At 64.2% G+C, this 20,737-nt stretch carries 22 protein-coding genes; 11 read left to right on the top strand and 11 right to left on the bottom strand.

Going from position 1 to position 20,737, the window contains the following annotated elements:
* Window positions 1–28: 28 nt before the first annotated feature.
* The 3 genes from DOD19_RS09150 to DOD19_RS09140 form a co-directional block, all read right to left on the bottom strand.
* Window positions 29–442, bottom strand: coding sequence for a hypothetical protein (locus DOD19_RS09150; protein ID WP_112185991.1), 414 nt, complete (start codon window positions 440–442; stop codon window positions 29–31).
* Window positions 443–547: 105 nt separating this feature from the next.
* Complete coding sequence (locus tag DOD19_RS09145) at window positions 548–1,561, bottom strand: Hsp33 family molecular chaperone HslO (RefSeq protein WP_024976042.1); 1,014 nt, start codon at window positions 1,559–1,561, stop codon at window positions 548–550.
* Entirely contained in the window at window positions 1,558–2,085 is a 528-nt protein-coding gene (locus DOD19_RS09140; RefSeq protein WP_004626140.1) for a gamma carbonic anhydrase family protein, read from the bottom strand. Before DOD19_RS09140 ends, DOD19_RS09145 begins: the two co-directional genes overlap by 4 nt.
* Window positions 2,086–2,200: 115 nt before the next feature.
* Here DOD19_RS09140 and DOD19_RS09135 point away from each other — a divergent pair, with 115 nt between their 5' ends.
* Together DOD19_RS09135 and DOD19_RS09130 are read left to right on the top strand one after the other, a co-directional pair.
* Window positions 2,201–3,043: a ferritin-like domain-containing protein gene (locus DOD19_RS09135; RefSeq protein ID WP_024976041.1), complete on the top strand. Its 843-nt coding sequence runs from the start codon at window positions 2,201–2,203 to the stop codon at window positions 3,041–3,043.
* A gap of 79 nt (window positions 3,044–3,122) precedes the next feature.
* A complete protein-coding gene (locus tag DOD19_RS09130; protein ID WP_112185224.1) occupies window positions 3,123–4,040 on the top strand; it encodes an alpha/beta hydrolase in 918 nt (305 codons plus the stop codon).
* A gap of 9 nt (window positions 4,041–4,049) precedes the next feature.
* Here DOD19_RS09130 and DOD19_RS09125 read toward each other — a convergent pair whose 3' ends face one another.
* The 3 genes from DOD19_RS09125 to DOD19_RS09115 are packed head-to-tail and all read right to left on the bottom strand — an operon-like array spanning window position 4,050 to window position 6,067.
* Entirely contained in the window at window positions 4,050–4,439 is a 390-nt protein-coding gene (locus DOD19_RS09125; protein ID WP_024976039.1) for a thiol-disulfide oxidoreductase DCC family protein, read from the bottom strand.
* Window positions 4,436–4,981, bottom strand: a complete 546-nt coding sequence (locus tag DOD19_RS09120) for a DUF4166 domain-containing protein (protein WP_024976038.1) — start codon at window positions 4,979–4,981, stop codon at window positions 4,436–4,438. The genes DOD19_RS09125 and DOD19_RS09120 overlap by 4 nt, the downstream gene beginning before the upstream one ends.
* Window positions 4,982–4,990: 9 nt before the next feature.
* The gene (locus tag DOD19_RS09115) at window positions 4,991–6,067 is read right to left on the bottom strand and encodes an NAD(P)/FAD-dependent oxidoreductase (RefSeq protein ID WP_112185222.1); all 1,077 of its coding nucleotides are present in this window, start codon (window positions 6,065–6,067) and stop codon (window positions 4,991–4,993) included.
* Between the two features lie 151 nt (window positions 6,068–6,218).
* On the opposite strand from DOD19_RS09115, the gene DOD19_RS09110 reads away from it, so the two are divergent.
* The 8 genes from DOD19_RS09110 (at window position 6,219) to DOD19_RS09075 (ending at window position 13,340) form a co-directional block, all read left to right on the top strand.
* Window positions 6,219–7,079 carry a 3',5'-nucleoside bisphosphate phosphatase gene (locus DOD19_RS09110; RefSeq protein ID WP_112185220.1) on the top strand — a complete coding sequence of 287 codons (861 nt, stop codon included), beginning with the start codon at window positions 6,219–6,221 and terminating at the stop codon, window positions 7,077–7,079.
* Window positions 7,080–7,092: 13 nt separating this feature from the next.
* Window positions 7,093–7,716: an L-threonylcarbamoyladenylate synthase gene (locus tag DOD19_RS09105; RefSeq protein ID WP_024976035.1), complete on the top strand. Its 624-nt coding sequence runs from the start codon at window positions 7,093–7,095 to the stop codon at window positions 7,714–7,716.
* A gap of 66 nt (window positions 7,717–7,782) precedes the next feature.
* Window positions 7,783–8,448 carry a site-2 protease family protein gene (locus tag DOD19_RS09100; protein ID WP_112185218.1) on the top strand — a complete coding sequence of 222 codons (666 nt, stop codon included), beginning with the start codon at window positions 7,783–7,785 and terminating at the stop codon, window positions 8,446–8,448.
* A 21-nt stretch (window positions 8,449–8,469) separates the two neighbouring features.
* Entirely contained in the window at window positions 8,470–9,672 is a 1,203-nt protein-coding gene (locus tag DOD19_RS09095; protein WP_024976033.1) for a tryptophan--tRNA ligase, read from the top strand.
* 10 nt (window positions 9,673–9,682) lie between these two features.
* A complete protein-coding gene (locus tag DOD19_RS09090) occupies window positions 9,683–10,249 on the top strand; it encodes a class I SAM-dependent methyltransferase (RefSeq protein ID WP_112185216.1) in 567 nt (188 codons plus the stop codon).
* Between the two features lie 118 nt (window positions 10,250–10,367).
* Entirely contained in the window at window positions 10,368–11,252 is an 885-nt protein-coding gene (gene dapA / locus DOD19_RS09085) for a 4-hydroxy-tetrahydrodipicolinate synthase (RefSeq protein WP_024976031.1), read from the top strand.
* 71 nt (window positions 11,253–11,323) lie between these two features.
* Window positions 11,324–12,520 (top strand): outer membrane protein assembly factor BamC, encoded by a 1,197-nt coding sequence (gene bamC, locus DOD19_RS09080; protein WP_112185215.1) that lies wholly within the window; start codon window positions 11,324–11,326, stop codon window positions 12,518–12,520.
* Window positions 12,521–12,554: 34 nt separating this feature from the next.
* A complete protein-coding gene (locus DOD19_RS09075) occupies window positions 12,555–13,340 on the top strand; it encodes an MBL fold metallo-hydrolase (protein ID WP_112185213.1) in 786 nt (261 codons plus the stop codon).
* A 155-nt stretch (window positions 13,341–13,495) separates the two neighbouring features.
* Here DOD19_RS09075 and DOD19_RS09070 read toward each other — a convergent pair whose 3' ends face one another.
* Window positions 13,496–13,738 (bottom strand): hypothetical protein, encoded by a 243-nt coding sequence (locus DOD19_RS09070; RefSeq protein ID WP_112185211.1) that lies wholly within the window; start codon window positions 13,736–13,738, stop codon window positions 13,496–13,498.
* Between the two features lie 238 nt (window positions 13,739–13,976).
* Window positions 13,977–15,206, bottom strand: coding sequence for a cupin domain-containing protein (locus DOD19_RS09065; RefSeq protein ID WP_112185209.1), 1,230 nt, complete (start codon window positions 15,204–15,206; stop codon window positions 13,977–13,979).
* An 11-nt stretch (window positions 15,207–15,217) separates the two neighbouring features.
* On the opposite strand from DOD19_RS09065, the gene DOD19_RS09060 reads away from it, so the two are divergent.
* Window positions 15,218–15,745, top strand: coding sequence for a peptidylprolyl isomerase (locus DOD19_RS09060; protein ID WP_112185207.1), 528 nt, complete (start codon window positions 15,218–15,220; stop codon window positions 15,743–15,745).
* A 48-nt stretch (window positions 15,746–15,793) separates the two neighbouring features.
* Here the strand turns inward: DOD19_RS09060 and DOD19_RS09055 are convergent, their stop codons facing one another.
* The 3 genes from DOD19_RS09055 to DOD19_RS09045 form a co-directional block, all read right to left on the bottom strand.
* Window positions 15,794–16,870, bottom strand: a complete 1,077-nt coding sequence (locus DOD19_RS09055; RefSeq protein ID WP_112185205.1) for a hypothetical protein — start codon at window positions 16,868–16,870, stop codon at window positions 15,794–15,796.
* Between the two features lie 5 nt (window positions 16,871–16,875).
* Entirely contained in the window at window positions 16,876–19,530 is a 2,655-nt protein-coding gene (gene mutS, locus DOD19_RS09050; RefSeq protein ID WP_112185204.1) for a DNA mismatch repair protein MutS, read from the bottom strand.
* A 106-nt stretch (window positions 19,531–19,636) separates the two neighbouring features.
* Window positions 19,637–20,533, bottom strand: a complete 897-nt coding sequence (locus tag DOD19_RS09045) for a LysR family transcriptional regulator (RefSeq protein WP_112185202.1) — start codon at window positions 20,531–20,533, stop codon at window positions 19,637–19,639.
* Window positions 20,534–20,737 lie beyond the last annotated feature (204 nt).

Here is a 20,737-nt window from a genome sequence, read left to right as displayed (position 1 = left end):
CGCTCGTCTTCAAGACAATTTCCGGGATTTACCAGTAGTACGGATAGCCCCACACGGGTGCCCCGTAGCTGACGCCCCAGCCGCCACGGTGCCGCCATCCGCTGCCGTAGTACACCGAATAGCCTCCGTAGTACGGATACGGCGCGTAGTACGGCGTGGCCGCATAGGCGCGCGCTTCGGCATCGCGTCTGATGGCTTGATCCGATTCGCGCAGCGCCTTGGCATTCAGCGCATCCAGCTTCTTGCGGTCTTCCGCCGACAACGGCGCGGATGCCGCAGCCTGCGTATCGTCCGACAGCCGGGCGGTGTAGGGGGTACCGCCCGGGCCGCGCGGCACGGCAACGCAGGCCGACGCCAGCAGCGCCGCGCCAATCGGCAACGCCAGCGCACCAGCGCGAGAGAGACTCAACGATCGCAAGGACGAGGAAGTGGGCTCAGACATGATGCGCTCCGCAGCAAGCGGCAGATGAAGAAACTGGCGACTTAGAGCGTGGGCGGCACCGATAAGTGCCGCGCGCCACGTGCACTTCATACTATGTCGCCGTGTTCAGTGGCGCTGGTCGGACGCGCCCTGGATGCCTTGCGCGACGGTCTCCTGTGCGAAGAGCTGTGCACAGTCCACGGCGTCGAAGCTGTAGTGCTGGCCGCAGAATTCGCAGTCGATTTCCACCTGGCCGCGCTCTTCCAGAATGCTATCGACCTCGGGTTGGCCCAGCGTACGCAGCATCGATCCCACTCGCAGGCGGGAGCACGAGCAGCGGAACCGCGGGGTTTGCGGCTCGAACATGCGGATGCCGGCCGCTTCCATTTCTTCCCAGTACAGGCGCTTGATGAGCGTGTCGATCGGCTGTTCGAGCAGTTCGTCGCGGCGCAGCGTCTTGCCTAGCTGGCAAACGCGCTCCCACGTGTCGAGATCTTGCTCCTGCACGTCGTGGTGCAGCGGCTGGCCCGTCTCGCCAACTTGCGCAGGGACGTGGGTCGTGCGGCCTTCCATGGTGCCGCCATACGAAGGCAAGCGTTGCAGCAACATGCCCGACGCGACCTTGCCGTCGGCGGCCAGCCACAGGCGCGTGTCGAGCTGCTCAGAGCTTTGCATGTAGTGCTCAAGCACTTCGGTGATGCTGGCAAGCGGCCCGTTCTCATCCGACAGGGGCACAATGCCTTGATACGGCTGCTGGCCCGGCAACTTGTCTTGCGGATCGAGCGTGATGGCGAAGCGTCCGTTGCCGTGCACGTTGACCATGGCAGCCAGCGTGGCGTCGTCGGCAATCTCGACGCCTTCGGCAATCTTGGCGGTGGCGCGCATCGACAGGTCGGAGTTGCACTCCACGACCAGCATGTGCACCGGGCCGTCACCGTGCAGTTGCATGACGAGCGCGCCGTTGAACTTGAGGTTGGCTGACAGCAGCGCGGCGGCGGCCATCATCTCACCCAGCAGCGTGCTGACCGGGGCAGGGTAGCGGCGGTGGCTCAGCACCTCTTGCCATGTCCCTTCCAGGCGCACCAGTTCACCGCGCACAGGCGCGGCGTCGAATACAAATTTCTTCAGCTCGTCAGTCATCCATCGATCCGTTTCAGTTGCTGCTTGTACATCGCCTGACGCACCGCATACGTTTCGGTGTTCAGGTGCATCTTGGCGATGTCGTCTTCCGTCAGTTTGCGCACAGCCTTGGCGGGCGCACCCAGAATGAGCGTGCCATCTTCGAAGACCTTGCCTTCGGTGACGATCGCGCCCGCGCCCACCAGGCAGTTCTTGCCGATCACCGCGCGATTGAGAACCACCGCCTGGATGCCGATCAGCGAGCCTTCGCCGATCGTGCAACCGTGCAGCATGGCCTGGTGGCCGATCGTCACTCGGTCGCCGATGTTCAGCGGGCAGCCCGGATCGGTGTGCAGCACCGAGCCTTCCTGCACGTTGCTGGCCTCGCCCACGGTAATCGGCTCGTTGTCGCCACGGATGACGGCGCCAGGCCACACGCTCGCACGTGCTTTCAGCTCCACGCGGCCGATGACGGTCGCTTCGGGGGCCACATAGGCGTTTGCGTCAATGGTCGGGGCAACATCGCCGAGTTGGTAGAGGGCCATGCGATCGGTCTCCAGAGTCTGCGTAAATGGGGGGAATGGGCGCGTCTTCAAGCTTGCCGAGCGAGGCAGGCCGATGCGTCGAATTAAAATGGCGGAAAGTCCAAATTGTACGCTGATGACCGCTTCGCAGCCTTGCCCCAAAACGCTCCCCAACACGCTGCGCCACGCCGCCTTGGCCGCGCTGTGTCTCACTGATCCGGCCAGCAAGGTGGACGCCACGCTGCGTCTGGGCGAGCGCGCCAAGTGTGCCGACGACGCGAGCTGGGGCATTGACGAAGCCATGGCGGCACCGGAAAGCGGTGTCCCCGGCCGCCCAGGCGCGCCGGTGCTCGTGCCGCCTTCCGAGGTTCCCCGCCGTCGTGCGATCGATACGCCACGTGGCCGGGGCGCGTTGTTGCACGCACTCGCGCACATCGAATTCAATGCCATCAATCTTGCGCTCGACGCCGTGTGGCGTTTTGCGGGGATGCCCGTGGCGTTCTACCAGGACTGGGCGCGTGTGGCCGCTGAAGAGGCCACGCACTTTTCGTTGCTTGCGGCCCACCTGGCAACGCTCGATTGCCGCTACGGCGATCACCCCGCCCACGACGGCTTGTGGCAGATGACGGAGAAAACTGCTGCCGATCCCCTCGCGCGCATGGCGCTGGTGCCGCGCACGCTTGAGGCGCGCGGGCTCGACGCCTCGCCGCCGATTCGTGCCAAGCTGGCCCAGGCAGGAGACATGGCGGCCGCTGGCATCCTCGACATCATCCTGCGCGACGAGATCGGCCACGTTGCGGTCGGCAATCGCTGGTACCGCTGGCTGTGCGAGCGCGCCGGCCTGGACCCCGTGCCAACGTATCGCAAGCTGGCCGAGCAATACGGTGCGCCGCGATTGCGCGGTCCATTCAACCTCGAGGCGCGCCGCCAGGCCGGTTTCGACGACGACGAAATTGCCGCCCTGGAAGCCTCGTTCTAAGCGCAACGGCGTTCCCCATCCGCCGCTATAATCTTCAGAAAAAGAACGATCGTTCGATTTCTATTGGGTGACGGAAACCATGGACTCCACCACACAGCCTGCCGTGCGCCAGGCCTCCCGCTCGACATATCTGCCCGTGCGCGGCCTGCGCTATCACATCCGCGAATGGGGCGAACCCGGTGCGCCCATCCTCTTCCTGTTTCATGGGTGGATGGATGTGTCGGCGTCGTTCCAGTTTCTGGTCGATGCGCTGCGCGAGCGCTGGCATATCGTGGCGCCGGATTGGCGCGGGTACGGCCAGACCGCCCGACCCACCCAGGGCCCCGGCGTCGAGAGCTATTGGTTTGCCGATTACGTGGCCGACCTCGAAGCCATCATCGATCACTACCAGCCGGAAGGGCAGGTGACGCTGGTCGGGCACAGCCTGGGCGCCAACGTGGTTTGCCTGTACGCGGGTATCCGGCCCCAGCGCGTGCGGCGCGTGGTGGATCTGGAGGGCTTCGGTATGTCGGCATCGAAGGCATCACAGGCGCCGCGGCGCTATGCACGTTGGCTCGACGAGCTAAAGGACAAGCCGCGCCTGAACACCTACGCCACCGTTGAAGACGTCGCCGCGCGCCTGCAGAAGACCAATCCGCGTCTGCCGTCCGACAAGGCCGCATTCCTCGCGCAACACTGGTCGGGCCAGAACGCCGAGGGCCGCTGGGAAATTCTCGGCGACCCGGCGCACAAGATTATCAATCCGCAGCTTTATCGGCTGGATGAGGTGATGGAAATCTGGCGCTGTGTTACCGCGCCCGTGCTGCACGTCGAGGCAGTCGATTCACCCACGCTGAAGGCCATCGCGGGCGACGTGCCGCTGGCCGAGTTCAAGACACGCTTTGCGGCGTTTCCTGATTTCCGTGAGGTGCTGATTGCAGACGCGGGGCACATGCTGCACCACGATCAGCCGGAGCAGGTGGCCGCGCTGATCGAAGAGTTCTGCTTGCAGCGCTGAGCGACAGAGTCAATCGAGAAATCGCCGCGCCGCGCCGGGTGGCGGCAGGATGCAAGTGTCTGACCGCCCAAACCATCGATAGCGATTGCGCGCAACGCGGCGATACAGCGTGTCGCGCAGTGCTGCCGGGATCAACCAGCCGATCCATGCCAACCGCCAGGGCCAGCCGAGCGCATGCAGGATGCGCAGGACGGCGGCGCTTTCACGCCACGCACGGCCGTCCCGCACGAACAGCACGGTATCCACGCCATCCGGACTCACGCCGGCCTGCGCGAGCAACTGCCGTCCGGTCTCGCCCTGCATGGATGCGAAGCGCAGCACGCCTTGCCGATCGTGTCGCAGCAGAAATTGGATGGAGCCGCTGCACAGCAGGCAGTGCGCATCGTAGACAACGATCATTCGTGCTCCATCGTCGTCAGGTCGAGATAACCTCGATACGCCGCAACCACACCCAACAATGGCACGCTGGCGCGTACGTTGAAGTGGAAGCGATCACCCTCGCCGGATTCCTCTGCCAACACGGCCGGCCGCAGCCACGCCGGGCAAGGGATGCCGAGGAAGCGCAAGCCCGCCAGGCGCATCCGCAATACGCCGTGCTCCGCTTCCAGCGCAAAGAACAGACGCACCGCACCGAGCCGCTCCGTGATGCGCCCCTGATGCAGCGACAACGTTGAGCGCATCGTGTGGCGCGGGAAATGGCGCGTCCAGGTTTCTTCCGTGGCTGCGGCGTTGAGCGTGATTCGGATCGGGCCGCGTGTCGATGTGCGCGGCGTGCGGATGCACCAGGCAAGCCCGCGTGCGAGGCGCGAGGCGGGCGGCTCTGTTTCGACTTCACCGTGCAGCGTCACTGCGCCGGTCATTCGGTGGAACGTCTGCACCGCCGGCGCCAGTTGCGCGTATCGCCCGCCAAGCACGGTTTCGTAGAGCGACGGCGCGCGCATGCGGACGACCTACTCGGCAGCCACATGCAGCTTTGTCTGCAGCCCCGCGTCGTTGCTCGAATGCGTATGCACGAGCGTCTTGTCCGGATTCGCGTAGCGGTACGCGCGGCGCAGCGCCATCGCCACCTCGTGGAAACCCGACAGAATCAGCTTCTGCTTGTTCGGATACAGCGCGATGTCGCCCGCCGCAAACACGCCCGGGCGCGACGTCTCGTACGCCGTCGTTTCCACCGTGATGCGGCCCGCGCGCATCTCTACGCCCCAGTTGACAATCGGGCCGGGCTCGGAGACCAAGCCATACAGCGCGATCAGTTCATCGCAGGGCAGAACGGTTTCGCCATCGCGCCCGCGGATGGCCGCGCCGGTGAGTGTGCCGTCGGGCGTGCTGTCCAGACGCGAGAGCATGCCCAGCGCGAAATCCATTTCGCCGGCGGTGACGGCGGCGCGCATTTCAGCGACGCTCGCATCGGCTGCGCGAAAGCCCTCTCGCCGATGGACCAGCGTTACACGTGCGGCCACTTTTCGCAGCGCGAGCGCCCAGTCGAGCGCGGAATCCCCGCCGCCAGCGATAACCACGCGCTTGCCCGCAAAGCGCGCAGTGTCGCGCACGGCATAGTGCAGATGGCGCCCTTCCAGTGCGGCCGCTTCAGGCAAAGCCACACGTTGTGGGGTGAACGCGCCGTTGCCTGCCGTGATGAGTACGGCGGCGCAGTCGAACACGTCGCCGGCGCTGGTGGTGACGCGAAAGCGCTGGCTGTGCTCGCTTTCCAGCGTTTCCACGGTTTCCGCGCGGCGACCGCAGAGAATGGGGTAGTTGAACGGCGCGCACTGAGCCATCAACCGGTCGACGAGTTCCTGCGCCGTGCACGAGACGAGCGCCGGGATGTCGTAGATCGGTTTTTCCGGGTACAGCTCCGTGCATTGGCCGCCCGGGCGGTCCAATGCATCCACCAGCACACACGACATGCCGAGCACGCCTGCCTGGAAGGCTGCAAATAGCCCCACTGGCCCCGCACCCACGACGAGCACGTCGATGCGTTGCTGCAAGGGCTGAGATAGATCGGCGGGGAATTTGGCGGAAGTCATGGCAAAGCGTCGAGAACGAAACAATGCGGCCACTATAGCCTGCAGCAAGCGCCTCGCCGCGAACACCGCCACGGGCAGTCGGGTCTTCCGAATGCCGATCTTTAGCGGGGTGAGGTCCCCCGGTTGCGCGACGCGGCAGTAAAATGGCGAAATGCCAAACATCTCCGCCGCCTCCGCCCGAAATGCCGATCTGCACTGCCATTCCACGGTGTCGGACGGCATGCTTGCGCCGCAGGAAGTGGCTGCCCGCGCTGCCGCGCACGGTGTGACGCTCTGGGCGTTGACCGACCACGACGAAGTGGGTGGGCAGGCCGCTGCTCGCGAAGCGGCAACGGCCTTGGGCATGGATTACCTCTCGGGCGTAGAGATTTCCGTGACTTGGGCGTGGCGCACGCTGCACATCGTCGGTCTTGGCATCGATCCGGATAACCCCGATCTGGTGCAGGGGCTCGAACGGACACGCTCCGGCCGCTGCGCGCGCGCCGAAGACATCAGCGCCGCGCTGGCCAAGCTCGGCATCGAAGGCGCTTATGAAGGTGCGTTGCGCTACGCCGGCAATCCCGACATGGTCTCACGCACCCATTTCGCGCGCTTCCTGGTCGAGCACGGTCACTGCCGCGACATCCACGAGGTATTTGACCGCTATCTGGGCGACGGCAAGCCGGGCTACGTGCCACATCGCTGGGCACGCCTGGCCGATGCGATCAACTGGATCAAGGGCGCGGGTGGCGTCGCGGTGATGGCGCATCCAGGACGCTACACGCTGTCGCTGGTCGAGCACGGCGCGCTGTTTGACGAATTCAAGGCGCTGGGCGGGGAGGGCGTCGAGGTCGTCACCGGCAGCCATACGCCCGACCAATACGCGCTGTACGCCGACGTGGCCCGCCGTTACGGCCTGTTGGCGTCGCGCGGTTCAGACTTCCATGGTCCAGGTGAGGGCCGCGTCGAACTCGGCACGCTGCCGCCGCTACCCGACAACCTGACGCCGGTGTGGAGCCGGTGGATGTCCTGAGCGCGCGGCTGCCATGTCCCAGTTCTTTCAGATTCACCCGACCACCCCGCAAGGGCGCTTGATTCGCCAGGCCGTGGAGATCATCCGCGCCGGCGGCCTGGTCGCGCTGCCCACCGATTCCTGCTACGCGCTCGCCTGCCATCTGGACGACAAATCGGCCGTCGAGCGCCTGCGCCGCGTGCGCGGCATCGACGAGAAGCACCACCTCACGCTGATGTGCCGCGACCTTTCCGAGCTGGCCACGTTTGCGCGCGTCGACAACAAGCAGTACCGCGTGCTGAAGGCGGCGACGCCGGGGCCGTTCGTCTTCCTGCTCGAGGCGACCAAGGAAGTGCCGCGCCGGCTTTCGCACCCGTCGCGCAAGACGATCGGCCTGCGCGTACCGGAACACGCGATTCCCCTGGCACTGATGGCGGAGTTGGGTGAGCCGCTGCTCTCGGCCACGCTGCAACTGCCCGGCGACGACGAACCGCTCAACGAGGCCGAAACCATTCGGGACCGGCTTGAAAAGCAGCTCGAACTCGTCATCGACGGCGGTCCGGCGCCGGCTGAACCGACCACCGTCATCGACCTGACGAGCGGCGAGCCCGAACTTGTGCGCCAAGGCCGGGGCGATCCGGCTCGCGTGGGCCTGTAGGCCAGCCGTTGGCGCGCGCTTCGGTGGCGCCTTGCCGCGGCGCGTGCTTGCTACAATAGCTCGCCTATGGACCCCACACTGATCCAGAACATCGCGGTTTACGCGATTCCCGTCCTGTTTGCCATCACGCTGCATGAGGCGGCGCATGGCTATGTCGCCAAGCATTTCGGCGACGATACAGCCTATGTCATGGGCCGCGTCAGCATCAATCCGCTGCGGCACATCGATCCCATCGGCACAATCGCAATGCCGCTGCTGCTGTATTTCGCAACCAAGGGCGCTTTCGTGTTTGGCTATGCCAAGCCGGTGCCGGTGCGCTTCGACCGTCTACGCGATCCGCGCTGGCACGGCATGTGGGTGGCGCTGGCGGGGCCCACCACCAACTTTGTCCAGGCGATCTTCTGGGGCGTGTTGGCGGTTGTGTTCGCGGTGGGCGGTGTGAATGAGCCGTTCCTGATCGGCATGGCGCGCGCCGGCATTCTGGTCAATATGGTGATGGCGGCGTTCAACATGTTTCCGCTGCCGCCGCTTGATGGCGGGCGCGTGCTGGCAGCACTCCTGCCGCCTCGGATGGCGCTCGGTCTGTCGCGCATCGAACCGTTCGGCTTCTTCATCGTGATGGCGTTGATCATTTCCAACGTCATCACGAATGTCTGGATGCGCCCGATCATGGCGCTGCTGTTTCAACTGCTGCAGTGGATTCTGAGCCCGCTGCAGATGCTGTTTTCCTGAGTCTTCAACTCCATTTCCCACATGTTTCCTGACCGCGTTCTCTCCGGCATGCGTCCGACCGGTGCTCTGCACCTGGGGCATTACCACGGCGTCTTGAAAAACTGGGTCCGGCTGCAAGCCGAGTACCCGTGCTTCTTCTTCGTCGCCGACTGGCATGCGCTGACCACGCACTACGAGTCACCCGAGGTGATCGCGCAATCCGTGTGGGAAATGTTGATCGACTGGCTCGCTGCCGGCGTCGATCCGACGCAGTCCACGCTGTTCATCCAGAGCCGTGTGCCCGAGCACGCCGAGCTGTTCCTGCTGCTTTCGATGGGCACACCGCTGGGCTGGCTCGAACGCGTGCCGACGTACAAGGACCAGATCGAGAAGCTCAAGGAGAAGGATCTCTCCACCTACGGCTTCCTCGGCTACCCGCTGCTGCAGGCCGCTGACATCTTGATCTACCGCGCCGGCTTCGTTCCGGTGGGCGAAGACCAGGTGCCGCACGTCGAGATGACGCGCGAAGTTGCCCGCCGCTTCAACTACCTCTATGGCCGCGAACTGGGCTTCGAAGAGAAAGCGCTGGAAGCGGCTAAGAAACTCGGTGGCAAGCGCGCCAAGCTGTATCTGGAACTGCGCACCGCGTACCAGGAGCGTGGCGAAGATGAGGCTCTGGAGCAGGCTCGCGCACTGCTTGCCGAATCCCAGAGCCTCTCGATGGGCGACCGCGAACGCCTGTTCGGCTACCTGGAAGGTGCCCGCAAGATCATCTTGCCCGAGCCGCAGGTGCTGCTGACCGAGGCATCGCGCATGCCGGGTCTCGACGGCCAGAAGATGTCCAAGTCGTACGGCAACACGATCCGCATGCGCGAGGACAAGGAAACCGTCGAGAAAAAGGTCCGCACCATGCCGACCGACCCGGCCCGCGTGCGCCGCACCGATCCGGGCGACCCGGACAAGTGCCCGGTCTGGCAACTGCACCAGGTCTACTCCGACGCCGACACGAAAGAGTGGGTGCAGAAGGGCTGCCGCAGCGCCGGCATCGGCTGCCTGGAATGCAAGCAGCCCGTGATCGAGGGCATTCTGCGCGAACAGCAGCCGATGCTCGAACGCGCCCAGAAATACATGGACGATCCGTCATTGCTGCGCGCCATCATCGCCGATGGCTGCGACAACGCCCGTAAGGTCACGCAAGAGACCATGCGCGAGGTGCGCGAGGCGATGGGTCTGACGTATAGCTGATGGGCCGTTGATGTCTGCCGCCGCATTGGATCCGCACACGCTTGCTGCGCCGTCACCGTGGGTGGCGCGTTGGGCGGCTGAACTGCCGGCCGGCGCCTCCGTGCTGGATGTGGCTTGCGGCAGCGGCCGCCACGCACGTTGGCTCGCTGCACGTGGCCTGCAAGTGACGGGCATCGACCGTGACGCGGCAGCGCTTTCGGGTCTCGCTGGCATCGCCCAAACCATCGTCGCCGACATCGAAGGCAACCCGTGGCCGTTGCCCGCCGGGGCCACTTTCGATGCCGTCGTCGTCACGAATTACTTACACCGACCGCTCTGGCCGCGTTTGCTGGCGTCCGTCGCGCCGGGCGGCCGCCTGATCTACGAAACCTTCGCCGTCGGAAACGAAACCGTCGGGAAGCCGTCCAATCCGGCATTCCTGCTGGCGCCGGGCGAATTGCTCGATGCGGTGCGCGGCCAACTGCGGGTGATCGGCTACGAAGATGGTTTTCTCGCGTCGCCTCGAGATGCTTACGTGCAGCGGGTTTGCGCGGTTCGCGAGCTTGCGGGGACGGTTGCGCCGCGCTATGCACTTTGAAGTTGCTGAGGACGGCGGCTTACCCGTCTCTTGGCGGGTCCCAGATGTGGCGAATCCGTTCTGACGATCCGGTACAATCCGACTGTTTACGTTCACGCTTTTGTCTGCTTTCGAAACCATGATCCAGATTTCCGGCAGTCTCGTCGCCATCGTCACGCCCATGCACGAGGACGGCAGCCTTGATTTCCCGTCCCTGCGCAAGCTCATCGACTGGCACATCGCCGAAGGTACCGACGGCATCGTGATCGTCGGCACCAGCGGTGAATCGCCGACCGTGTCGGTGGAAGAGCACCGTGAGCTGATCCGCGTGGCGGTCGAGCAGGCCAACAAGCGCATCCCCATCATTGCGGGCACCGGCGGCAACTCCACCACCGAGGCAGTCGAGCTGACGGCCTATGCCAAGCAAGTGGGCGCCGATGCCTCCCTGCAGGTCGTGCCGTACTACAACAAGCCGACGCAGGAAGGGATGTACCTGCACTTCCGCAAGGTAGCCGAGTCGGTGGATCTGCCCGTCATTCTGTACAACGTGCCGGGCCGCACGGTGGCCGATATGACGGTCGAAACCATGCTGCGTCTGGCCGAAGTGCCGGGCGTCATCGGCGTGAAGGAAGCCACCGGCAACATCGACCGCGCGGCGCACCTCATCAAGGGCGCACCGGCCTCGTTCAAGATTTATAGCGGGGATGACCCGACGGCCATCGCGCTGATGCTGCTGGGCGGCCACGGCAACATTTCCGTGACAGCCAACGTGGCGCCGCGCGCCATGCACGAACTGTGCGCGGCTGCCATGCGCGGCGATGTGGAAACGGCTCGCCGCATTCACATGCAATTGCTGTCGGTGCACAAGAACCTGTTCGTCGAGTCGAACCCGATTCCCGTCAAGTGGGCTCTCCAAGCCATGGGCAAGATGGAGGGCGGCATCCGCCTGCCGTTGACGCCGCTGGCACCCCAGTATCACGAGGTTGTACGCGCATCCCTGAAGGATGCTGGGCTACTCTCCTGATTGTTTCAAGGCCCCTTCCAGGCGCTTCTGGGCCCTTAAGCCATCGTTCTCATCTGAAGGATCGCAAGTCAATGAAACTGCACCAAACCCGTCGCGGGGCTGTGGCGACGTCCGCTCAACTGTTGCTGGCCGCGCTGTCGGTTGCCCTGATTTCCGGTTGCGATACCGTCAATGAGGTGATGCAGCCGGACCGCATCGATTACAAATCGCAGGCAAAGAAGGGCCCGACGCTTGAAGTCCCGCCCGACCTGACCGGCATCCAGGCTGACCGCCGCTATGCCGCGCCTGATACGGGCACGACCACGCTCTCGGCCTACACGTCGACGGCGCCCAAGGTCACGACGCCTGGTTCGGGCACCGACAACGTGCTGCCCGCCGTGTCCGACATGCGCATCGAGCGTGATGGCAATCAGCGCTGGCTGGTCGTGAAGACCACGCCAGATGCTCTGTGGCCGCAATTGCGCACCTTCTGGCAAGAACTGGGCTTCCTGCTGGTGATCGACTCGCCCGAGACCGGCATCATGGAAACCGACTGGGCCGAGAACCGCGCGAAGATTCCGCAGGACATCATCCGCCGCACCGTCGGCAAGGTGTTCGATGGCCTGTACTCGACGTCGGAGCGCGACAAGTTCCGCACCCGCATCGAGAAGGGACCGAATGGCATGGTCGAGGTCTACATCTCACACCGCGGCGCGCAGGAACAACTGGTCGGGTCGTCCAAGGACCAGACTGTGTGGACACCGCGTCCGGCCGATCCGGAACTCGAGGCCGAATTCCTCTCGCGCCTGATGCAGCGTCTGGGCGCCAGCAAGGAAGCCGCGCAGCAGAAGCTTGCGCAAACGCAGGCTGCGCATCCGGTGCAAGACGGCACGAAGGCTGAACCGGCCCCGCGTACCGGCCCGTCGCTGCTGACGCAATCGAATGGCCAACCGGTCCTGCAGGTGCCGGAGCCCTTCGATCGCGCCTGGCGTATCGTGGGCCTGGCACTGGACCGCGTGAACTTCACCGTGGATGATCGCGACCGCTCGCAAGGCGTGTACTTCGTCCGCTACGCTGATACGCGTGCCGAAGCCAACGCACCGGGCTTCTTCTCGCGCCTGTTCTCTGGCACGAAGATCGAGGACCTCAAGCGCGCCAAGCGTTACCGCGTGGTTGTGAAGGACGCAGGTACGTCGTCGACGGTGCTGGTGCAGAACGATGATGGCTCCGCGCAGACCGGCGATATCGGCAAGCGCATCCTGTCGCTGCTCGACGAGCAACTGCGGTAATCGGCGTCATGCAGTACGGCTGCCTGGGTGGGCGATGACACTGAGATTCGCCAGCCTTGGCAGCGGCAGTGAAGGGAATGCGCTGCTCGTCGAATCCGCGAGCGGAGCGACGTGCACGCGCATCCTTCTGGATTGCGGATTTGGTATCCGCGAGACCGTTCGGCGGCTCGAACGCTTGGGCTGTGCGCCGGAATCCCTCACCGCCATCCTCGTTACGCACGAGCATAGCGATCACGTTGGCAGCGCTTATGCGTTTGCCGCCAAGTTCAATATCCCCGTCTGGACCAGCCACGGCACATATCGCGCCACGGAAAACCTGCGCGGCGCCGACCGTGCGGCCGTGCGTTTCTGCCGCGCCGACGATATGTTCTGTGTTGGCGATTTGCAGATATTGCCGTACACCGTGCCGCACGACGCGCGGGAGCCCCTGCAGTTTGTTTTCAATGACGGTGCACGGCGCCTGGGTGTGCTGACCGATGCCGGCATGTCGACGGAATACCTCTGCACGCATCTGACGGGCATGCACGCCCTCGTGCTCGAATGCAATCACGACCGGGAGATGCTGGCCAATTCAGCCTATCCCTGGTCATTGAAGCGTCGTATCGGCGGGGATTTTGGCCACCTGGCCAATGACATTGCCGCTGCGATCCTCACCCGCGTGCGCCACGACGCCTTGCATACGGTCGTGGCCGCGCATCTGTCCAAGCAGAACAACACGCCGTTATTGGCTGCTGAGGCGATCGCCGTGCCGCTGGGGGCTAGTGCCGAAGACGTGCCGATCGCGGATCAGGAAGAGGGGCTGATCTGGCGCACCGTTTGAGTGCGCTAGGACAAATCGAGCAGCTTGTAAGATTCAGAAACAACTTTGAATGGCGGATGGGCCGCATAGTTGTTGCCCGAATGCTCCAGCGCCAGATTTCGCCCATGAAAAAAGCCGACCCAGAGGTCGGCTTTTTTGTCTCGCGAGAAACGCGATTATTGCTTGGCAGCCGGAGCCGAAGCGTCAGCAGCCGGAGCCGATGCAGCAGCGTCCGAAGCAGCCGGAGCAGCAGCGGCGTCCGAAGCAGCCGGAGCAGCGGCCGGAGCCGAAGCAGCCGGAGCAGCGGCCGGAGCCGAAGCTTCCGGAGCAGCGGCCGGAGCAGCAGCTTCTTCCTTCTTACCGCAAGCAGCCAGAGCCACAGCAGCCATCAGCGAGGCGATCAGGAGAGACTTTTTCATTTTTTCGATCCTTAAACTGAATATGGAAAGCGGACAACAGAAAGGCGATGAATAATTACCGGTAATTATCGCTCAGGTACTACACCTTCTTCTATGCTGGCAGCCAAGTCGCACGAGGGCTGCTCGGCCTGCAAGCTAGCGTCGGATTATAGCGACCTTTACCTACCCTGTGTAGCGGAGTCGGGGCTGACGCACGTTCGATTCAGACGCTTTTGTAACGATCTGTTTCAACGCGGAATCATCGCTTCGCGGGTCCAGCCAGCCTCAGCCAGCCTTCTTCATACCATGCATGCAGCGTATCCATCAGATCCGGCAAACCGGCCGCCGCATCGACGGTAGCAGCACTCGCACGACGTGCGTCCGCCAACGCGGAAAGCCACGCAAGCAACGTTCCCGAAGGCTCGAACGTATCGCCGTTGATCCAGAAGCGGTGCGCGTCATACAGCGCCTGCGTGCGTGCGTCGAGCACGATGCCTTCCTTGCGCGCGCGGGCTGTGAAGCGAGCGAGCGGCAAACGGGGCTGCGTGACGAAGTCGACGTGATCCTTGGGCTCGGAAAGGTACGCGCCGAGGAATTCACCGACGAGTTCGGGCGTCCAGCGCAGCGCGTTGAGCTTCTGGGCAAGAGCCTTGACCATGGCAGCCGGTAATTCACCGGGGCGGGCGGTGGGTTTTTGTTCGGGGTCGGCGTAACGGCCTTCGAAGTTGGGGTCGTCTTCCAGGGTTTGCGACAGGAAGCCCAAGAAGTGGCCGGCCAGTTCACGGTACGACGGTGAGCGAAAACCGATCGAGTACGTCATGCAGTCGCCCTCTGCCACGCCATCGTGTGCGTAGTGGGGGGGCAGATACAGCATGTCACCGGGCTCGAGCACAAATTCCTCTTCAGGCTGGAAGTTGGCCAGGATTTTGAGCGGCAGATCGGGGACGAGCGTGAGATCGTCCTGGGCGGAAATGCGCCAGTGGCGTTTGCCGTGGGCTTGCAGCAGGAACACGTCGTACGAATCGAAGTGGGGGCCGACACCGCCGCCGTCGGTGGCGAAGCTGATCATCACGTCATCAAGCCGCGCGTCGGGAACGAATCGGAAACGCTGCATGAGGGCTTCGACCGCGGGCTCGACGAGGTTCGCGCCTTGCACAAGCACCGACCAGTTGCGTGTCTTGCGCGAGGGCAGCGGACGTTCGTCGAAGGGGCCGTGATTGAACGTCCAGCGCCCGCGCGATTGCGCGATCAGGCGGGACTCGACGTCGGGGCGCTCGGCCAAGGCAAGTACACGCTCCGGCGATAGTGGAAAGTGCAGCGCACGCATCTCTTCGGGCGAGAGTGCCTGCCGAATCAGCAGAGGTTTTTTCTGCCAGTGCGTGCGCATGAAATCGCGTGGCGACAACCCGCCCAGGAGTTGCGCCGGACGCTCTGCCGGAAGAGCGGGTTGGACGCCGCCATCGGCAGCGTATAATGGGACTTCGTTCATGGAGTGCGCAATTGAAAATCGCGAAGAATACGGTGGTGTCGGTCGCTTACAAACTGTCCGACGCGCAGGGCAACGTCATCGAGGAATCCGATGAGCCGATGGTGTATTTGCACGGCGGCTATGATGGCACGTTCCCCAAGATCGAGGAAGCGCTGGACGGCCAGGAGCAAGGCTTTGAGACCAAACTGCAGCTCGAACCGGACGACGCCTTCGGTGACTACGATCAAGAGCTGATCAAGATCGAGCCGCGTGATCGCTTTCCGGAACCGCTCGAAGTTGGCATGCAGTTCGAGGGCGTGCCGGAAGATGGCGACGAGGAAGACGCCATTGTCTACACCGTCACCGACGTGGCGGAAGACAAGGTCGTGCTAGATGGCAATCACCCGCTGGCCGGCATGGCGCTGCGCTTTGACCTGAAGGTGACTGATGTGCGTGAAGCCACCGCTGAAGAAATCGAGCACGGCCACGTGCACGGTGAAAACGGTCTTGAAGTGGTGGATGAGGACGAAGACGACGACAAGCCGCACACGCTGCACTGATCGGCAAGTCCATCGAGATGCGAGAACGGGAGCTTCGGCTCCCGTTTTTTATTGCACCGGCGCCGGCGTGATTTCCGGTGCCGGGGCGGGGGTGTTGTCAAGGCGGCGGCTGCGGATATGGAACAGTGGCGTGCGGCCTGGCGTGACAGACACTTCCAGCCAGCGATCGAGCACCGGCGAACCGTAGGTGCGTGCGCGCATGACGTGCGAGTCCGGGCGGCCGTCTTCGTCCCTGAGCGGGCGGTCGAGCATGAAGGTCTGGCTCGCGCCGTGGATGAGTAGGACGGCGCCGTCGTACTCGCGTGTGAGCGTTCGCAACTGGCGCTTGAGTGCCAGGTAGCCGTCATGCGAGCGGCGCCGCAGCAAGCCGTCGAATAGGTTGGGCGCGCGGCGCCGCTCCCAGCCGTCTTCGAAGAGCGGATCGGCCTGCATCATGATGACCACACCGGCCATCTTGCGCTGGCGTGCGACGGCAAAGGCGCGGGCAAGCCATTGGCGATTGGCTTCTAGGCGATCTTCGTATTCGCCGTTGCGCCCGCCCGCGATCTTGTAATTGTTGTTGTCGCCGGGCACGTTGAGGGTGACGAATAGCACGTCGTTCATCGTCCAGCGCGTGTTTTCGCGGTAGCTGCGGAACTTGGCCTGATCGGACTGGCGCATGACGGTCATGGTGCGCTGGCCGAGCGTGTTGTCGTCGGGGTAGAACAGCTCGCGCAGGCGCAACAGGCGTTCCACGGGGTCGAAGCTGCCGGCTGCGGGGCGCTGGCAGTCGCTCCAGTCGTGGTCGCCCGGGATGTAGACGACGGGCGCGATCAGGCTGTCGAGCAGGTCATGGCGGGCTTCGAGCAGCGTGTCGGAGCATGATTCATCGCGGCCCTTGAGGTTGCCCAGGTGGACGACAAAGGCAGGGTGTTCGGCGTCGATGGCGTCCAGCAGCGCGCGCGCGGGGGCAACATCTTCGGCGCGCTCGGGCACGTTGCCGATCACCGTAAAGGTGAAAGCTGCCGGCGCGTCAGTTGCAGGCTTTGCGCCTTTGGGCGCCGCCGGTACAGCCACCGGCAGCAGCATCGCCAAGGTCATGGCAATGCATTGAAGCGTGCGGGAAACTGCGCCGGGCCGGATCATCGGAATCAGGCGGACGGGCTCGTCAGCGCCTTGAGGCGATACAACGCATCGAGCGCTTCACGCGGCGTCATGTCGTCGGGATCGATCCCGGCTAGCGCATCTGTCAGCGCGTTGGCGTTGGCCGTCGCTTCGGCGTTGGCATCGTCTTCGTCGTCGATGGGCGCATCGGCGGCGAGTGCGAACAGGTCGAGCTGGGGCGTGGCGCCGGTGTCTGCGGAATGCTGCTCCAGCCATGCGAGCCGTTTGCGTGCGGCGCGAATGACCGGCTGCGGCACGCCCGCCAACTGCGCGACCTGCAGGCCGTAACTCTGGCTTGCCGGACCGTCCTGCACGGCATGCAGGAAAACAATGCCGTCGCCATGTTCGACTGCGGACAGGTGTACGTTGGCAGCCTGCGCAAATTCTTGCGGCAGTTGCGTCAGCTCGAAATAGTGCGTGGCGAACAGTGTGTGGCTGCGATTGTGCGACAGCAAGTGGCGCGCAATCGCCCAGGCAAGCGCCAAGCCATCAAACGTGCTTGTGCCTCGCCCGATTTCGTCCATCAGCACCAGGCTATTTGGTGTGGCGCGGTGCAGGATGGCAGCGGCTTCGGTCATTTCGACCATGAAGGTCGAACGACCGCCCGCCAGATCGTCGGCCGCCCCGATGCGCGTGAAGATGCGGTCGATCGGTCCGATGGCCGCGGCTTCCGCCGGCACAAATGCGCCCACGTAGGCGAGCAGCACGACCAGCGCGGTCTGCCGCATGAAGGTCGATTTACCCCCCATGTTCGGGCCCGTGATCAGCACTAGCTTGCGCGCGTCCTGCAGCACGCAGTCGTTGGCGACGAACTGTTCGACTTGTTGTTCGACCACGGGATGGCGTGCGCGCGTCAGTTCAATGCCGGGTGCATCCGTCAGCATGGGGCGGGACCACGATAGCGCATGCGCACGCTCTGCGAGCGTTGCGAGCACATCGGCCTGCGCTAGTGCGGCGGCAATGCGCTTGAACTCGGCCAGATGCGGCAGCAGCTTCTGCAGCAGTTCTTCGTAGAGGAGCTTTTCGCGCGACAGCGCGCGGTCCTGCGCTGACAAGGCCTTGTCTTCAAACGCCTTCAGCTCGGGCGTGATGTAGCGCTCGGCGTTCTTCAGCGTCTGGCGGCGGCGGTAATCGTCGGGCACCTTGGCAGCTTGGCCATTGGTGACTTCGATGTAGAAGCCGTGCACGCGGTTGTATTCGACGCGAAGGTTGGCGATGCCGGTGCGCTCGCGCTCGCGGGCTTCCAGATCGACGAGGAACTGGCCGCAGTTTTCAGAGATGTCGCGCAGCTCATCGAGGTCGGCGTCGTAGCCGCGGGCGATGACGCCGCCGTCGCGCACCATCGCCGCCGGCTCTGCCATCACGGCGCTCTGGAGCAAGGCGTGGGCGTCTTCGGGCAGGCTGAGCGCGGCGTACAGATCGGCAAGCAGCGGGGCAGCATCGCTTTGCGGTAGCTCTTCGCGAATCTCAGGCAGGCGCGCGAGCGTATCGCGCAACGAAGACAGATCCCGCGGGCGCGCCGACAGCAGCGCCAGTCGCCCGGTAATGCGCTCCACATCCGACAGCGTGCGCAGCGTTGCACGCAACGTTTGCCAATCGCTGCCGAGCAGCACTTCGATCGCCTGCTGCCGTGCTTGCGGCACTGCGCGATCCCGCAGCGGATGATGCAGCCAGTGGCGCAGCAGGCGGCTGCCCATGCTCGTCGCGCAGGTGTCCAGCAGCGAGAACAGCGTCGGCGATTCCTGCCCGCGCAGCGTTTCGGTCAGCTCCAGATTGCGGCGCGTGGCGGTATCCAGGCCGATGAATTCGCTCTCATGCTCGACGGTCAGGCCTATCACGTGACGCAGCGATTGGCCCTGCGTGGCTGCTGCGTAATTCAGCAGTGCGCCTGCAGCAGCGAGCGCGGCCGTCAACGTTTCCGCACCGAAAGCAACGAGGCTTGCTACGCCGAGTTGTTCGCGCAGGCGGCGGGTGCCGGCTTCCACGTCGAAGTGCCAATCGGGCAGGCGCGTGCGGGCAACATCCACCTGGATGGTGTTGAGCGTCGCATCGTCGGCCAGCACTTCGGCGGGGCGGATGCGTTCGAGTTCGCGGTCGAGTTGGTCGGGGCTGCACTCCATCACGCGCAGTTCGCCGCCGACAAGGTTAAGCCAGGCCAGACCGATCAGCGGTGCGGTGCCACGCTTGCCCGGCAGGTGCGCGATGGCCAGCAGGTGGTTGTTGACCTTGTCGGAGAGCAGCGCGGCGTCCGTCAACGTGCCGGGTGTGACGACACGTACGACCTTGCGCTCGACCGGTCCCTTGGTCGTGGCAGGGTCCCCGATCTGTTCGCAGATGGCAACGGATTCGCCCAGCTTAACCAGCTTGGCGAGGTATTGTTCGGCAGCGTGGAACGGGATACCGGCCATTCGGATCGGGTGCCCGTTGGAACTGCCGCGTGCGGTGAGCGTGATATCGAGCAGGCGCGAGGCTTTTTCGGCATCTTCGAAGAAGAGCTCGTAGAAGTCGCCCATGCGATAGAAGACAAGCGTGTTCGGATGCCCCAATTTCAGCCGTAAATACTGCTGCATCATCGGGGTGTGCTTGTCGAAGGGGCCGTATTTCGGGTCGATCTCCAGAACAGGAGCGGAGTGTTCAGCCATGCGGTGCAATGAGTACTAAAGCGCGGCGTGCGACCCGCTCAGATCGGATTGGGTCGCGCGCGGAAGGTGTTGAATCGCGCAATTGTTGCACACCCGCGATGCCGCATCACCGCACATCGTCGGCGAGCCGGGCTTCCAGAAAGTCGAGAAAGCACGCAATCCGCGAAGCCAACTGCGTGTTGCGGTAGTACACCGCGTGAATTGGCTGCAGCACCTCCACCGTGGCGTCCGGAAGCACCTGCACGAGATCGCCGGTGCGCCGGTCTTCAGCGGTCATGAAATCGGCCAGGCAGACGATGCCCGTGCCTTGCAGTGCGAGCTGGCGCAAGGTTTCGCCGCTTGAGGCCTTGAGCGTGGGTTCGACACGCAGTCGGTCGCCGTGCGTGCCGCGCAGGGGCCACAGGTTCAGCGATTCCGGCTGCACGAAACCGAGCAGGGCGTGTTTCTGCAGGTCGTCCACGTTGCGGGGCCGGCCGTGCGCTTTCAGATAAGCGGGGCTCGCCAGCACGCGCAGTCGCCGCGTGCCGAGCAGGCGCGCGCGCAGGGTGGAATCGCGCAGCGTGCCGATGCGGATCGCCACGTCGGTGTCTTCTTCCAGCAGATCGATGATCAGGTCATTGGTGTTCAGCTCCAGGTCAATCTGCGGATACTGCGCGCGGAAGTCCGGCACCAGCGGCGCCACCACATGCAGCATGAACGGCATGGCAGCGTTGATGCGCAGGCGTCCGGCGGGCTGTTGGCGGCGCAGGGCGATCTGCTCCTCCGCTTCGTCGACGGCGGCGAGGATGCTGCGTGCCTGCGCCAGAAATGTCGCGCCTTCGTCCGTGAGCGCCAGCCGCCGCGTGGTGCGCGAGAGCAGGGTGGTGTCCAGCTTCTCTTCCAGGCGGCGCAGCGCGCGGCTCACGCCCGACACGGTCTGCCCGAGCTGCTCGGCGGCCGCCGTGACGGAGCCCGTATCGACCACGGTGCGAAAGGCGAGCAGTTCTTCGAGCGTGGTTTTCATTGTCGATTGTCAATTCCAAATCAAGAGAATTCTGCCTAATGTGGCGCCATTTGCAAAGATCGCTGCCGGCGGCGGCCGCTCTGCTAGGGCGTAAATGCAGCGCCGTCGCCGCTCGGGTGGGGGCGCTCCCCTCAAGATTGGCGGTCTGCCTGCCGATAGACCATCCGGACCCCTAAAACCATAGTGGGAACGCGTTTGCGCAAA

The organism is Ralstonia sp. GX3-BWBA, assembly GCF_003290055.1.
Lineage (GTDB): Bacteria > Pseudomonadota > Gammaproteobacteria > Burkholderiales > Burkholderiaceae > Ralstonia > Ralstonia holmesii.
The sequence above is the reverse complement of the archived record's forward strand: the minus strand, read 5'-3'. Positions and strand labels throughout refer to the sequence as shown.

Bases quoted from the DNA above. Each gene is read 5' to 3' on its own strand.
- bamC (WP_112185215.1), top strand. From the start codon at position 11,324: ATGAAACTGCACCAAACCCGTCGCGGGGCTGTGGCGACGTCCGCTCAA.
- mutS (WP_112185204.1), bottom strand. From the start codon at position 19,530: ATGGCTGAACACTCCGCTCCTGTTCTGGAGATCGACCCGAAATACGGC.
- DOD19_RS09115 (WP_112185222.1), bottom strand. From the start codon at position 6,067: ATGACTTCCGCCAAATTCCCCGCCGATCTATCTCAGCCCTTGCAGCAA.
- DOD19_RS09100 (WP_112185218.1), top strand. From the start codon at position 7,783: ATGGACCCCACACTGATCCAGAACATCGCGGTTTACGCGATTCCCGTC.
- DOD19_RS09125 (WP_024976039.1), bottom strand. From the start codon at position 4,439: ATGATCGTTGTCTACGATGCGCACTGCCTGCTGTGCAGCGGCTCCATC.
- DOD19_RS09075 (WP_112185213.1), top strand. From the start codon at position 12,555: ATGACACTGAGATTCGCCAGCCTTGGCAGCGGCAGTGAAGGGAATGCG.
- DOD19_RS09110 (WP_112185220.1), top strand. From the start codon at position 6,219: ATGCCAAACATCTCCGCCGCCTCCGCCCGAAATGCCGATCTGCACTGC.
- DOD19_RS09135 (WP_024976041.1), top strand. From the start codon at position 2,201: ATGACCGCTTCGCAGCCTTGCCCCAAAACGCTCCCCAACACGCTGCGC.
- DOD19_RS09045 (WP_112185202.1), bottom strand. From the start codon at position 20,533: ATGAAAACCACGCTCGAAGAACTGCTCGCCTTTCGCACCGTGGTCGAT.
- DOD19_RS09070 (WP_112185211.1), bottom strand. From the start codon at position 13,738: ATGAAAAAGTCTCTCCTGATCGCCTCGCTGATGGCTGCTGTGGCTCTG.
- DOD19_RS09130 (WP_112185224.1), top strand. From the start codon at position 3,123: ATGGACTCCACCACACAGCCTGCCGTGCGCCAGGCCTCCCGCTCGACA.
- DOD19_RS09055 (WP_112185205.1), bottom strand. From the start codon at position 16,870: ATGATCCGGCCCGGCGCAGTTTCCCGCACGCTTCAATGCATTGCCATG.
- dapA (WP_024976031.1), top strand. From the start codon at position 10,368: ATGATCCAGATTTCCGGCAGTCTCGTCGCCATCGTCACGCCCATGCAC.
- DOD19_RS09095 (WP_024976033.1), top strand. From the start codon at position 8,470: ATGTTTCCTGACCGCGTTCTCTCCGGCATGCGTCCGACCGGTGCTCTG.
- DOD19_RS09145 (WP_024976042.1), bottom strand. From the start codon at position 1,561: ATGACTGACGAGCTGAAGAAATTTGTATTCGACGCCGCGCCTGTGCGC.
- DOD19_RS09090 (WP_112185216.1), top strand. From the start codon at position 9,683: ATGTCTGCCGCCGCATTGGATCCGCACACGCTTGCTGCGCCGTCACCG.
- DOD19_RS09120 (WP_024976038.1), bottom strand. From the start codon at position 4,981: ATGCGCGCGCCGTCGCTCTACGAAACCGTGCTTGGCGGGCGATACGCG.
- DOD19_RS09150 (WP_112185991.1), bottom strand. From the start codon at position 442: ATGTCTGAGCCCACTTCCTCGTCCTTGCGATCGTTGAGTCTCTCTCGC.
- DOD19_RS09105 (WP_024976035.1), top strand. From the start codon at position 7,093: ATGTCCCAGTTCTTTCAGATTCACCCGACCACCCCGCAAGGGCGCTTG.
- DOD19_RS09065 (WP_112185209.1), bottom strand. From the start codon at position 15,206: ATGAACGAAGTCCCATTATACGCTGCCGATGGCGGCGTCCAACCCGCT.
- DOD19_RS09140 (WP_004626140.1), bottom strand. From the start codon at position 2,085: ATGGCCCTCTACCAACTCGGCGATGTTGCCCCGACCATTGACGCAAAC.